This window comes from Pseudomonas synxantha, assembly GCF_900105675.1.
In the GTDB taxonomy this organism is placed as follows: Bacteria; Pseudomonadota; Gammaproteobacteria; order Pseudomonadales; family Pseudomonadaceae; genus Aquipseudomonas; species Aquipseudomonas synxantha.
Map to the genome: position 1 here is coordinate 74,382 of NZ_LT629786.1, position 13,740 is coordinate 88,121.

A 13,740-nucleotide genomic window follows, 5' to 3' on the forward strand; every position below is an offset into this window, starting at 1 on the left:
CAGTTGCAAAAAATGTGGGAGGGGGTTTACCCCCGATGAGCTCGGGTATCTACACAACTCTGACGTAGCGACCGTCAGTCACCACGATGCGCAGCGAGCCGTTCTTGATCTTGATCTGCTTTTGATCTTGATCTAAGGCGCCCCGTTAAACCACGCTGGCCGGAATTCGACAGGGATTTGGGGGGTAAACCGGCAGGGATGCCGGTTTAGCCGCCCCGCGCCATGGATGGCGCGTGGCGGCGGCCCCCCAAATCCATGGCGGATTACGGGCACACCGAGCCTGAGCGAGGTGCCGAGTGGTGGGGCAAGAGCGTTTTGCTTACTTTTGCGCTTTTTGTACGGACCGGACACATGGTTGACGGGTGTGCGGGGACATGGTGGACACTTTGCGGCGAACTAACTTCGCCGGGAAGCCATCATGCCTTGGACTACGAGAGACACCATGAGCCTGAAAGAAGAGTTCGTTGCCTTAGCACGGCAACCCGGCAGCAACAAACGTGAGCTGTGTCGACGATTCGGTATCAGCCCACAAACAGCGTACAAGTGGCTCAAACGCTACGAGGCGCTGGGTCAGCCTGGTCTGCAAGAGAAATCCCGCAGACCAGCGAGCAGTCCCAAACTGACCCAGACGGCCTTGGAAGCACAAGTCATCACACTTAGACAGGCCCATCCAGCATGGGGCGGACGCACAATTAGTAGCCTGTTGGAAAAGCGCATCGCCCCCAGCACCGTCACCAATATCTTGCACCGGCATGACCTGATTCAACCGTCTCTGAAGGAGCATTCGGCGACGCTGCGATTTGAACACGACGCGCCTAATGATCTTTGGCAGATGGATTTCAAAGGGCATTTCGCACTGCAGCAAGGTCGATGCCACCCCATGACTCTGTTGGACGACCACTCCCGGTTCAGCCTAGCCATTGAGGCCTGTGATAACGAACGGGGAGCCACGGTGAAGGAGAAGATGATTGAGGTTTTCCAGCGCTATGGCTTGCCGGTTCGGATCAACGTTGATAACGGTGCTCCCTGGGGCTCGCCACGCAATCCAGGTGAGGTTTCAGAGTTGAGTATCTGGCTGATTCGCCTGGGAATCCGGATCAGCTTCAGCCGTCCTCGCCACCCTCAAACCAATGGAAAGATCGAACGTTTCCACCGCTCGCTCAAAGCAGAAGTACTTGATGGACGGTACTTTTCCACACTGATGGACGCTCAATCGGCTTTTGATCAATGGCGTGAGGTTTATAACCTGCAGCGCCCTCATCAGGCGCTGGGCTACAAGGTGCCGATGGACCGCTATCGGAGTAGCCCCTGGGCATATCCACAGCAACTGTCGGACTTTGAATATGGCCCAGATGATGTATTGGCAAAGGTTTATGACAGTCGATTTCGCTTTCAGAAACGCTACTTCAGCATCGCCAAAGGCCTGCGTGGGCAACACATAGCAATACGCCCTAACGCTGAAAGAGATGGCTTGTTTGACGTCTATTTCTGCCATCAATTTCTACGGACCTTCGACGTAAACAACCCTGACTACGGGGCATAATGTGTCCACTATGTCCCCGCACAGGTGTCAACCATGTGTCCGGTCCGTACACGCTTTTCAAAAGTGAGCCGCCATAAGGGCGGAACCCTAAGTGGCCGTTACCTAAATAACGGATATGTACTCGATCAAAGTCCAACATCCCGATCAGCTGTCAGATCGCCATCGGGGGCAAGCCCCCTCCCACATTTTTCACCGAGTCTGATCCAACAAATGGTTAAGGCATGACCTTTTCACAGCTGATAACTGAAACTCAACGTATACCGCGGCCGGCGGTTGTAGCTGTCCAGGGCGATGTCCGACATCGGTTTGGCCGCTTCCAGGGCGATGTTGTAGTACTTGTTGTCGCCAAAGCGCAGGCCCACGGCCGCCGATGACATATCGCTGGCCTTCACCGGCAGCTCGTTGAACCAGGTCTTGGCGCGGTCGAGCACTACATAGGGTTGCAGGACTTTTACCCAGTCACCGGCGCGGTTGTAGCTGTAGTTGACCTCGTAGGCCGCGCCCCAGCCCTTGTCGCCCGAGCCTTGGTCATCGGGGTAGCCGCGGCCGAAGTTCTGCCCGCCGAAGGTGGCGCGCTCGCTGTCGGGCAGGGTGTCGTTACTCCAGTAGAAGGCTCCTGAAAGCACGCCTTGCCAGTTATCGAAGAACTTGTTGCTTTGCACCCCGGACAGGCGCAGGCGGAAGAAGTCGAGGTCGGGCTTTGCCACGTCCAGGTCACTGCGGGCTTTGGCGCCCAAGCCGTCGATACCCCGGTACAAGCCTCCGCTGATAATGCGCAATTGCCGCGCATCAGCCTTGCGCCAATCACCCTCAAACGCCAGCGCACGCAGGTTCGATTCAATATCAAAACGCAGCGGGTAGCCCACCAGTTTGTAGCGAGTGGTCTGGTCCACGGCGTACAGGCGCGTACCCAGGGTCAGCGACTCGGTGGGCGAGGCAATCAGCGGGTGGCTGAGCCCAATGGAGTAGCGGTCCACGGACTGGTGCGGCTTGAGTTGGAAGCCGCCGTCCAGTTGCACATTGGCATTGGGGTCGGCGCGGTAACGTTCGGCGGCCAGTGCGAACTGGCTGCCTTCGGCATTGATGAACTGGTTGTAGTCCACGCGGTAGTAATGCTCTTTATCCTCACCCGGCGGGAACAGGCCGCTGACGGTGAGCTGCTCGCCCATGAAGGTTTGCGAATTGCTGGTGGCACTGAGCAACGCCTGGGTGCCGCCACGGCTTTTCTGCACCAGGCTCATGCTGGTGGTGAAGGGCTTGCGGCTGGCCTGGATCTGCATGTGCGTGGCGCCATCGGTGGTGCCAGGCGGCGGTACTTGCGCTTGCACGGTGAGGCCCGGGATGCGGCTCATCAGGGTGGTATAGCGCTCGAAGGTCTTGCGCGTCAGGGGGCGTTCGGCCAGGAGTTTATTTGCCAGCTTGTCGACGTAGGCCGACACCGAGCCGATGTCGCCGGTCTGTTGGTAATCCTTGATGTAACCCTCCACAAGGACTACGCGGACCAGGCCGTTTTCGAAGTTCTGTTGTGGCAGGAACGCATAGGACAGCAGGTAGCCGTCCTGCTGGTAGCGGCGGGTGATGCCACGGGTGGCTTCGATCAGTTGCGCGAGGTTGGTCTCACGTCCAATCAATGGCGCGTAGGCCTTGGCCGTTTCGGTGAGCGGATAGATCGTCCCGCCTTCGATTTGCAGCTTGCGGATGGTGACCTTGGTGTCCATCAGCAGCGGCTGGCCGGCCGTCGGCGGCGCCTCGGGCACCTGGGTTTGCGGGGTGGCCGGTCGGTAGGCGTCAGCGGGCAGGTTGGGGACCGGCAGGGTGCGGATCGTGTCGTTACTGTTCAGAAAGCTGGGAAGGGGCTCGGCCTGTACGTAGGCACTGAGGGTCATCAATAACAACGGTGTCAACACGCGCATAGGACACTCCATGGTCAACTGCAGCAGCGCTTCGGGCCCGCCGGGTTCTGGAACGCGGTTCGGCAGGGCGGCGGTTCATCACCTATGTCGCCGCCCATAAAAAAGACGAGAGACTGATGAGGGTCTCTCGTCTCAACCAAGCGTAGGCGCTGTAGGGGAGGCCGTCTAATCGGCCAGGTGCAATTCTATTTTCCGGTCAGGCCGTTCAACAAACCGCCAAGACCGCCCGTTGTTGTGGTGCCGCCGGTTGTTGTCGTTGCAGTACCGGTGGTTGTGGTGCTGGCGCCGATGTTCAGGCCGCCAAGCAGGCCACCGCTGGTGCCGCCAGTGCCGCCGGTGACCAGGCCACCCACCGAGCTCACGGTGTTGCCGACCGCCGTAACGGTGGTGCCGAGGGTGTTGGTGACCGGGTTGGCGTTGGCTGTGGTGAGGTTAGTGCCCAGGCTGCTCACAGCGCCGCCGACTTGCGTCACCAGGCCGTTGACTGGAGCACCAACGCCAGTGGTGGTACCAATGTTTTGCGTCAGCGCAGTGACGCCGGAGGTCACGGGGTTCAGGGCTGCGCCGACATTGGTTGCGACTGCTGCGACCGGTGCCGTGGCGCCGGTGTTGGCGACGCCGGTACCACCCAGCACGGTGCCTACGGAGGCGATGGTGTTGCCCAGCGCGCCACCGGTTACACCGGCTGCACTGACGGTGCCGTTGGTGTTGCCCACATTCAAGCCAGTACCCACGTTACTCACAAGGCCACCCACCAGTTCCGGTATGCCGGGGGCTGCAGTGCCACCCGTTGGTGCGACATAACCGCCGGACTTATCGAGTGTGCCCCCGACGCCAGTCAGCACGCTGCCGACCACGCTGGTGACAGGGTTGCCGGTGCCGCCAGTGCTGGCGACTTGGGTACCCAGGCTGGTGACCGTCGAGCCGACTTTATCCAGCAGGCCATTGACGGGAGTGCCCAGGCCGGTTGCGGTGCCCAGATTGCCGGTGGTGTTTTCCACCAGCGACACCACAGGCACCACTACTTTGCCACCCAGGGTGTTGGTCAGCGAACCCAGCGGGCCAGTGGTGCTGGCGGTGCTCAGGGTATCGCCGAGCATGGTCACCGTGGTGCCGACTTTATCGACTACGCCGCCGACCGCACCGCCGACACCGCCGGTCAAGCCACCGACCACAGGGACACCGCCGAGGGTGGTCGACAGCGATTGGCCGGTGGTCGAGAGGCCGCCGCCCAGGTCGGCGACGCCATTACCTACGCCTGCCACGGTAATGCCCAGGGAGTTGCTATTGGTGCCCAGCGAGCCCAGGCCGGTGGTCACGCCGGTACCGATGCTGGTGACAGCAGTGCCTGCCGAGGTCACCAGGCCGCCAGCGGTAACGCCGACGACGGGTACACCGTTCAAGGTCGAGCCAAGATCACCCACGGCTGCGCCTACATTGCCTACGGTGGTGCCGAGGGTGCCAGCGATCTGGCCGGTGATCAGTGGGGTGGTTGTCGAGCCAGTTCCGCCGCCAGTACCACCACCCGTTCCGCCGGTGCCGCCACCTGTGCCGCCAGTGCCTCCGCCGGTCCCACCAGTACCGCCACCTGTGCCGCCGGTTCCACCCGTGCCGCCGCCCGTACCACCTGTCCCGCCGTCAGTGCCGCCAGTGCCACCGCCAGTGCCGCCGGTGCCACCGCCAGTGCCGCCGTCAGTGCCGCCGGTGCCACCGCCAGTGCCGCCGTCAGTGCCGCCGGTGCCACCGCCAGTGCCGCCCGTGCCGCCGTCAGTGCCGCCCGTGCCGCCGTCAGTGCCGCCGGTGCCGCCGCCAGTGCCGCCCGTGCCGCCGTCAGTGCCGCCGGTGCCACCGCCAGTTCCGCCCGTGCCACCACCCGTGCCACCGTCACCGCTACCTGTGCCCGCACCTGCTCCGGCATCCGGTGAGGACGCTGCCACGCTGGATTTATGCCCGCCACCACCACTGCTGCAGCCACCGAGGCTTATCGCCATGATCAGGGCCAGAGCGGTACTTGCTTTCCAAAACACTGCTTGAGTTTTCATGATTGAGTTCCTTGCACCTGGTACAACCTTGGTTGTTTCAAACCTTCGTTACTTCTTGGGGTAGCGATAGGTTTGTCCGTGTGGTCATCACAGACCCAGGCACTCTTTCGTGCAACGCTCAACTTGGTATTAACGATTTATATACATACGGTCTTAGTCGGCTTAACGACTAATACGAAGGGTGTAATGGAGAAGAGTTTGTTAAATGCTTAAGTGTTTTAAATCAGTAGGTTAAATAAAAAAAACGGACCTCGTGAGGTCCGCTATAACTTTAGGTGTATATATACAATTAAGCAGGGTGTTTCAGGCGATCGGCTGCCATTTGCCGAGCATATGCTGAATGTCGCCCGCGCCTTTGAGTGCCAACTCGCCATTGGAACCGGCCGCGCTGCTCATCAATATCACTTCACTGGGCAGGCGCACGGGCTTCTTGAACTCGACTTCGATCTCAATATTGGCAGCCGGCAGATGTTCTCCCAGCGCCGCCAGCATGCGCGCCTTGTTCCACAGCCCGTGGGCAATGGCCTGGGGAAAACCGAATAACTTGGCCGTCGGCGCACTGAGGTGGATCGGATTGTAATCGCCCGACACCCGGGCATAGCGGCGGCCGATATCGGCAGGCGCTTTCCAGCGTGTCAGCTCGCTGGTCGGGCCAGGGGCCAGGAAGGTTTTATCCACGGCTTCGCCTTCAAGCTTCACGCCGCGACATAGCATTTGGCTTTCGGCCTCCCAGAGCAGCCCAAGCGCATCCTCGACGACGGTCACAATGTCAAAGGTCGCGCCTTTGGCGTGGGGCTTCAGGTTATGCGCATAGACGCCGATGCTCAGGTTGCCCACGCCACCCAAGGGGCGATGAATGCGGATGCGATTGCTCAGGTGAACCAGCCCCAGCAAAGGGAACGCAAACGCCTTGTCAGTCAGCAACTGCATCTGCAGGCCGAACGCCAGGATATGCGGATAGGTCGCCGGTAGCATCGGGCCGTCGGCAAACCCGCAGACCTTTCGGTAAGCCGCGACGGCCCTGGGGTTGACGCTGACCCGGCAACGCAAGCCGTGTTCGGGCAAGGTGCTGCCGGTGATCTTGCGCTTGAGCGCCGCTCGCCAATACAACGGCAGTAGAGAGGGCGAACTGTCTAAGGTGTGCCATTGCATGTTTACGCTCCCAGAAGACTTTGCCCACATACCCGCAGCGCTTGGCCGCTGACCGCACCGGAACCCGGCTGACCGAGCCAGGCCACCGCTTCGGCCACGTCCTGGGGCAAGCCACCCTGGCCTAATGAACTCATGCGACGCCCGGCTTCACGCAGGGCGAACGGGATATGCGCGGTCATCTGGGTCTCGATAAAGCCCGGCGCCACGGCATTGATGCTGATTCCGCGTTCCTTCAACAGGGGCGCCCAGGCCTGGGCCAGGCCGATCAAGCCGGCCTTGCTCGCGGCATAGTTGGTTTGCCCGCGATTACCGGCAATGCCGCTGATGGAGGCCAGCAGCACCACGCGTGCGTTGTCATGCAGGGTGCCGCTGTCGAGCAGGGCCTTGGTCAGCACCTGCGGGGCATTGAGGTTGACGGCCAGCACGGCGTCCCAGTATTCCGGGGTCATGTTGGCCAGGGTCTTGTCGCGGGTGATACCGGCGTTGTGTACCAGGATATCGAGACCGTCGGGCAGGTGTTCAACCAGTTGGCTGGCGGCGTCTTCGGCGCAGATATCCAGCACCACCGTGCGCGCATTCAAGCGCGCAGCCAGGGCTTCGAGATCGGCCTTGGCCTGGGGCACGTCGAGCAGAATCACCTCGGCACCGTCGCGGGCCAGGGTCTCAGCGATGGAAGCACCGATGCCACGGGCGGCTCCGGTGACCAGGGCTTTGCGCCCCGCGAGCGGGCGTGTCCAGTCCTCGACCGGGGTGTCGCAGGCCGTCAGGCGGATGACCTGGCCCGAGATATAAGCGCTTTTCGGCGACAGGAAAAACCGCAGCGCACCTTCCAGCTGGTCCTCGGCGCCGTCGCCCACATACAGCAATTGCAATACGCCGCCGCTGCGCAACTCCTTGGCCAGGGAGCGGCTGAAACCTTCCACGGCACGCTGGGCGCTGGCGGCAAACGGATCGCTGAGGCCTTCCGGCGCCCGGCCGAGGATCACCAGGTGGGCACTGTGATCGAGGTTTTTCAGCAGCGGCTGGAAGAACTCGCGCAGTTGCTTGAGCTGGTCGGTGTGCTGCAAGTGGCTGGCGTCGAACACCACTGCCTTGAGCTTGGGGCCGTGCCCGGGAATCCAAGCGGTTGCTGTCGAGGCTTCGGCGCCGTAGCTGTAAACCGCGTCGGTGAGTCGGTTGGCAAACGCCAGCACCTGGGTCGTCAACGAGCCCCCGCCGAGCAGCAGTGCACCCTCGACCGGGCGCAGTCGTCCGGCCTGCCAGCGTTCCAGGCGTACCGGCGACGGCAGGCCAATGGCGGCGACCAGGCGATGGCCGAGGCTTGAGTTGGCGAAGTCGATATAACGGTCAGACATGGAACGCTCTCCGAAGGCTGGGGTTCAAAGGTTGACCACCCTGGGGTGGCAGTCGTTCGATTGAGCCTAGGCTAGGCTTGATGATTCCACCCACCTTCACAAGGGAGCTTTCCATGACTCAATTGCGCCGTGTAGCGATCATTGGCGGTAATCGCATTCCTTTCGCCCGTTCCAATGGCCCTTACGCCACGACGAGCAACCAGGCGATGCTGACCGCCGCGCTGGAGGGCCTGATCGAGCGCTATAACCTGCACGGCCTGCGCATGGGCGAGGTAGCCGCCGGCGCGGTACTCAAGCACTCCCGGGACTTCAACCTGACCCGCGAATGCGTGCTCGGCTCGCGCCTGTCGCCGCAAACCCCTGCATACGATATCCAGCAAGCCTGCGGCACCGGGTTGGAGGCGGCGTTGCTGGTGGCCAATAAAATTGCTCTGGGCCAGATCGAATGTGGGATTGCCGGCGGCGTAGACACCACGTCCGATGCACCGATCGGGGTGAACGAAGGCTTGCGCAAGCTTTTGCTGCAAGCCAATCGCGGTAAATCCATGGGGGATAAACTAAAAACCTTGTTACAACTTCGTCCCCAACATCTCAAGCCGGAACTGCCGCGCAATGGCGAACCACGCACCGGCTTGTCCATGGGCCAGCATTGCGAACTGATGGCGCAGACCTGGCAGATTCCCCGCGCCGAACAGGACCAGCTTGCGCTTGAGAGTCATCAGAAAATGGCCGCGTCCTACGCCGAAGGCTGGCACAACGACTTGCTCACGCCCTTTCTTGGCCTGACCCGCGACAACAACCTGCGGCCCGACCTGACCCTGGAAAAACTCGCCAGCCTCAAGCCGGCCTTCGAGCGCAGCGCAAAGGGCACGCTCACCGCCGGCAACTCCACGCCGCTCACCGATGGCGCCTCCCTGGTGCTGCTGGGCAGTGAAGCCTGGGCCAAGGAGCGTGGCCTGCCGATCCTGGCGTACCTGCGCGATGGCGAAGCGGCTGCGGTGGATTTCGTCAACGGTGCCGAGGGCCTGTTGATGGCGCCGGTGTATGCGGTGCCGCGCTTGCTGGCCCGCAACGGCTTGACCCTGCAGGACTTTGATTACTATGAGATTCACGAAGCCTTCGCCGCCCAGGTGTTGTGCACGCTCAAGGCGTGGGAAGATGCGGACTATTGCAAGACCCGCCTGGGTCTGGATGCGCCCCTGGGGTCCATCGACCGCAGTCGACTCAACGTCAAGGGCAGTTCCCTGGCGGCGGGCCATCCGTTTGCCGCCACCGGCGGGCGCATCGTCGCCAACCTCGCCAAACTGTTGGATGCGGCGGGCAAAGGTCGCGGGCTGATTTCGATCTGTGCTGCTGGCGGCCAAGGGGTGACGGCGATTATCGAACGCTGATTAACGACAAAATTGGCCCATTGCATGCATTCTTGAGTGGTCAGAGGTCGGTAGCCTCTCCCACCGGCGAGCCGATTGCCGTATAACGAGTGCCACACGCGTGTTTGGTAATACAGGACCCACAATAAAAGCTGATGAAGACTCCTAAACGCATTGAACCCCTGATCGAAGACGGTCTGGTCGACGAAGTGCTGCGCCCACTCATGAGTGGTAAAGAAGCAGCTGTTTATGTGGTGCGCTGCGGCAACGAATTGCGTTGCGCCAAGGTTTACAAGGAGGCGAACAAACGAAGTTTTCGTCAGGCGGCCGAATACCAGGAAGGCCGTAAGGTTCGTAACAGCCGCCAGGCCCGGGCCATGGCCAAGGGCTCCAAGTTCGGCAAGAAAGAAACCGAGGACGCCTGGCAGAACGCCGAAGTTGCGGCGCTGTTCCGCCTGGCCGGTGCCGGCGTTCGCGTGCCCAAGCCGTATGACTTTCTTGAAGGCGTGCTGCTGATGGAGCTGGTGGCCGACGAGTACGGCGATGCGGCGCCGCGCCTGAACGACGTGGTGCTGGAGCCTGATCAGGCGCGTGAATACCACGCCTTCCTGATCTCCCAGATCGTGCTGATGCTATGCACCGGCCTGGTGCACGGCGACCTTTCTGAGTTCAACGTACTGCTCACGCCAACGGGCCCGGTGATCATCGACCTGCCCCAGGCGGTGGATGCGGCGGGCAACAACCATGCATTCAACATGTTGGAGCGCGACGTTGGCAACATGGCTTCCTACTTCGGGCGCTTTGCCCCGGAGTTGAAGAAGACCAAGTACGCCAAGGAAATGTGGGCGCTGTACGAAGCCGGCACCTTGCACCCGGCCAGTGTATTGACCGGTGAGTTCGACGAACCGGAAGAACTGGCGGATGTGGGCGGTGTGATCCGCGAGATCGAAGCGGCGCGGCTGGATGAAGAGCGTCGTCAGGCGATTCGTGCGGCGGATGATGCGCCACCGAGCAAAGTGCCGGACGAACCACCGCCGCCGCCTTGGATGCAGTGATCTTCGGGTAGATGAAGATCAAAATGTGGGAGGGGGCTTGCTCCCGATGGCGGTGTGTCAGCGACAGATGTGTTGACTGACACTCCCTCATCGGGAGCAAGCCCCCTCCCACATTTGGATTTGCGTGTAGCCAGTTAGAGCATCAGGCGCAGCAGTTCCCCGCTGCCAACTCCTTGAGAATCGGGCAGTCCGGTCGATGATCGCCCTGGCAGTGCTCCATCAGGTCCTGCAAGGTATCGCGCAGTTGCCCCAATTCGCGAATCTTGTGATTCAGCTCGTCGATGTGCTGGCGCGCCAAGGCTTTTACGTCGGCGCTGGCGCGTTGGCGGTCTTCCCACAGGGTCAGCAGCTTGCCGACTTCTTCCAGTGAAAATCCCAGGTCCCGCGAGCGCTTGATAAACGTCAGGGTGTGCAGGTCGTCATGGCCATACACGCGATAGCCGCTGTCAGTGCGATGGGGCGTTTTCAGCAGGCCGATGGATTCGTAGTAGCGAATCATCTTTGCGCTCAGCCCGCTGTTGCGGGCGGCTTGGCCGATGTTCATGGGCGTTGATCCTCCAAGTCCTTGGGTTTCCAGGTTTTCAACAACAGTGCATTACTCACCACGCTGACGCTGGACAAGGCCATCGCCGCTCCGGCCAGCACCGGGTTGAGCAGGCCGAAGGCGGCCAGGGGAATGCCGATCAAGTTATACACAAAGGCCCAGAACAAGTTCTGGCGAATTTTCGCGTAGGTCTTGCGGCTGATCTCCAGGGCCGCCGGCACCAGGCGTGGGTCGCCCCGCATCAGGGTGATGCCGGCCGCATGCATGGCCACGTCGGTACCGCCACCCATGGCGATGCCGATATCGGCCGCGGCCAGGGCCGGGGCGTCGTTGATACCGTCGCCGACCATCGCCACCACGCCGGTTTTTTTCAGTTCGGCAACGGCAGCCGCCTTGTAGGCGGGCAGTACCTCTGCGTGCACATCGTCGATACCCAAGGCCTCTGCAACGACCCGGGCACTGCCGTGGTTATCGCCGGTAATCAGGTGGCTGCTGATGTGTTGTGCTTTGAGCTGTTGCACGGCTTCCAGCGCGCCGGGCTTGAGGGTGTCGCCAAACGCGAACAAGCCCAATACGCGGGGCTGCGTGCCTTGCTCGATCAGCCAGGACAAGGTGCGGCCTTCGGCTTCCCAATCCTTGGCGCGCTGAGCCAATTCGCCCGCCTCCAAGCCCGTCTCTTCCAGCAAGCGTCGATTACCCAGCGCCAGTGGCCGACCGTCCAGCGTGCCGGCAATGCCGCGTCCGGTCAGGGACTGGCTGGCGCTCACGTCGGCCACGTCCAGACCTTTCTCCTGGCACGCATCCAGCACGGCCTTGGCCAATGGGTGTTCACTGCCGCGTTGCAACGCGCCGGCCTGTTGCAACAAGAGTGCTTCGTTACCATCCACGGCCGCCAGGTGCGCAATTTTCGGCGCGCCGGAGGTGAGGGTGCCGGTCTTGTCGAACACCACGGCGCTGACCGCATGGGCGCGCTCCAATGCTTCGGCATCCTTGATCAGAATGCCGTGGCGCGCGGCAACGCCGGTGCCGGCCATGATTGCGGTTGGTGTGGCCAGGCCCAGGGCGCAAGGGCAAGCGATCACCAGCACGGCAACCGCATTGATGATTGCGGTTTCCAGGGATGCCCCGTACCACCACCAGCCCACCACCGTGATCAACGCCAAGACCAATACCGCCGGTACAAACACCTGGCTGACTTTATCTACCAGTTTCTGGATCGGCGCCTTGGCGGCCTGAGCGTCTTCGACCAGGCGGATGATGCGCGCCAGCACGCTCTCGGCCCCCAGGGCCAGGGTGCGCACCAATAAACGGCCTTCACCGTTGATGGCGCCACCGGTGACCGGGTCGCCTGGCTGTTTAGGCACCGGCAGGCTTTCACCGCTGATCAGCGCCTCATCGGCATGGCTTTGGCCCTCCACCACTTCACCGTCCACCGGGAAGCGTTCGCCGGGTTTGACCAGCACCAGGTCACCGTGCTTCAACGCATTGATCGCGACGTCTTCTTCGCGGCCATCTTGCACGCGGATCGCCCGTTCCGGACGCAAGGCTTCCAGGGCGCGGATCGCGCTGGCGGTCTGGCGTTTGGCGCGGCTTTCCAGGTATTTGCCCAGCAGCACCAGGGCGATGACTACCGCTGAGGCTTCGAAGTACAGGTGTGGCGTCACGCCTGGGGCGGCGGTGAGCCATTCATAGATGCTCAGGCCGTAGCCGGCGCTGGTGCCGATAGCCACCAGCAGGTCCATATTGCCAGCGCCGGCGCGTACGGCTTTCCATGCGGCAACATAGAAGCGCGCACCGAGGATGAATTGCACCGGCGTGGCCAGGGCAAACTGTATCCAGGCGGGGAGCATCCAGTGCAGGCCGAAGGGTTCCACCAGCATTGGCAGCACCAGCGGCAACGCCAAAATAATCCCCGCTACCAGCGCCCAACGCTCGCGGCGCAGGCGTCGGGCCTGGTCGGCCTCGGTGGCGGTTTCGCTTTGGGGCAGGGTGGCGGTGTAGCCAGCCTTGTCGACTGCGGCAATCAGTACGCTGGCGTCCATCTGGCCGAGCACTTCGATATGGGCGCGTTCGTTGGCCAGGTTGACGCTGACACGCTGTACCCCCGGCACCTTGCCCAGCGCGCGTTCGACGCGGCCGGCGCAGCTGGCGCAGGTCATGCCGCCGATGGGCAGGTCAAATGTGGTGGATCCATTCATGGGACAGTCCTCCAGGAAAAGTTGCCATTAGGATCAACCTTAACCTGTGGGGAAGGTCAAGCGTCTTCAGTATTCCAATGCCGCCGGCTTGAGGTACATGCCGTCCGGGCCTTGGGCGATACGCAATTTGCGTACATCGCCAGCCTTCAAAGTAATGTTCTGCGCGGGTGGCGCCAGCAGGCTGGGCAGGCAGCCTCGGGACTGACCCGGTAGCAGCTTGAGACGCAGCGATACATCGCCCGCAGGCAGATTGAACGAGGTGGCCTGTTCCTGGAACAGGCGCCCGGCCAACTGGTCCTGGATATACAGGCCGATCTCGCAATTGGTCGGCACCTCCAGGCGCTCGCGGGAAATGATCAGCACTGCATAATCTTCAGCGGCGAGGGCCTGGGGCGCGGCGGCAGACAAGCTCAACAGGCCGGCAAAGGCAAAAAATGACCAGCGCATGGCGAATGCTCCGTGGTTCACAGCGAGGAAAGTTGAAGCTTGGCCGACGTCGCCTCCGAATACCAGCCCGGCCGATTTTTTTGAAACTTGACCTTGCCATCGTGGCAAGCTCCAAACTGTG

The 13,740-nt window shown here is 61.8% G+C and carries 10 protein-coding genes; 3 read left to right on the top strand and 7 right to left on the bottom strand.

Features of this window, described 5'->3' with window-relative positions; all coding sequences use genetic code 11:
* Window positions 1-418: 418 nt before the first annotated feature.
* Window positions 419-1,543: an IS481 family transposase gene (locus BLU48_RS00305; protein WP_083348188.1), complete on the top strand. Its 1,125-nt coding sequence runs from the start codon at window positions 419-421 to the stop codon at window positions 1,541-1,543.
* Window positions 1,544-1,773: 230 nt separating this feature from the next.
* Here BLU48_RS00305 and BLU48_RS00310 read toward each other — a convergent pair whose 3' ends face one another.
* From BLU48_RS00310 to BLU48_RS00325, 4 genes are all read right to left on the bottom strand, one after another.
* Window positions 1,774-3,456, bottom strand: a complete 1,683-nt coding sequence (locus BLU48_RS00310; RefSeq protein ID WP_057025685.1) for a ShlB/FhaC/HecB family hemolysin secretion/activation protein — start codon at window positions 3,454-3,456, stop codon at window positions 1,774-1,776.
* A 185-nt stretch (window positions 3,457-3,641) separates the two neighbouring features.
* The gene (locus BLU48_RS00315; protein ID WP_082636745.1) at window positions 3,642-5,498 is read right to left on the bottom strand and encodes a collagen-like triple helix repeat-containing protein; all 1,857 of its coding nucleotides are present in this window, start codon (window positions 5,496-5,498) and stop codon (window positions 3,642-3,644) included.
* A 303-nt stretch (window positions 5,499-5,801) separates the two neighbouring features.
* Window positions 5,802-6,650 (bottom strand): MaoC family dehydratase, encoded by an 849-nt coding sequence (locus BLU48_RS00320; protein WP_057025684.1) that lies wholly within the window; start codon window positions 6,648-6,650, stop codon window positions 5,802-5,804.
* A gap of 2 nt (window positions 6,651-6,652) precedes the next feature.
* Complete coding sequence (locus BLU48_RS00325) at window positions 6,653-8,005, bottom strand: 3-oxoacyl-ACP reductase (protein ID WP_057025683.1); 1,353 nt, start codon at window positions 8,003-8,005, stop codon at window positions 6,653-6,655.
* A 113-nt stretch (window positions 8,006-8,118) separates the two neighbouring features.
* Between BLU48_RS00325 and BLU48_RS00330 the strand changes: the two genes are divergently transcribed.
* Together BLU48_RS00330 and BLU48_RS00335 are read left to right on the top strand one after the other, a co-directional pair.
* On the top strand, window positions 8,119-9,396 hold the full coding sequence (locus BLU48_RS00330) for an acetyl-CoA C-acetyltransferase (RefSeq protein WP_057025682.1): 1,278 nt from the start codon (window positions 8,119-8,121) through the stop codon (window positions 9,394-9,396).
* Window positions 9,397-9,530: 134 nt separating this feature from the next.
* A complete protein-coding gene (locus BLU48_RS00335) occupies window positions 9,531-10,430 on the top strand; it encodes a PA4780 family RIO1-like protein kinase (protein ID WP_005784460.1) in 900 nt (299 codons plus the stop codon).
* A 142-nt stretch (window positions 10,431-10,572) separates the two neighbouring features.
* Here the strand turns inward: BLU48_RS00335 and cueR are convergent, their stop codons facing one another.
* The 3 genes from cueR to BLU48_RS00350 all read right to left on the bottom strand — a co-directional run bounded on the left by cueR (window position 10,573) and on the right by BLU48_RS00350 (window position 13,619).
* Entirely contained in the window at window positions 10,573-10,974 is a 402-nt protein-coding gene (gene cueR, locus BLU48_RS00340) for a Cu(I)-responsive transcriptional regulator (RefSeq protein ID WP_046070750.1), read from the bottom strand.
* Window positions 10,971-13,172 carry a heavy metal translocating P-type ATPase gene (locus tag BLU48_RS00345; RefSeq protein ID WP_057025681.1) on the bottom strand — a complete coding sequence of 734 codons (2,202 nt, stop codon included), beginning with the start codon at window positions 13,170-13,172 and terminating at the stop codon, window positions 10,971-10,973. Before BLU48_RS00345 ends, cueR begins: the two co-directional genes overlap by 4 nt.
* 66 nt (window positions 13,173-13,238) lie before the next feature.
* Complete coding sequence (locus BLU48_RS00350; protein ID WP_057025680.1) at window positions 13,239-13,619, bottom strand: hypothetical protein; 381 nt, start codon at window positions 13,617-13,619, stop codon at window positions 13,239-13,241.
* Window positions 13,620-13,740: the final 121 nt, after the last annotated feature.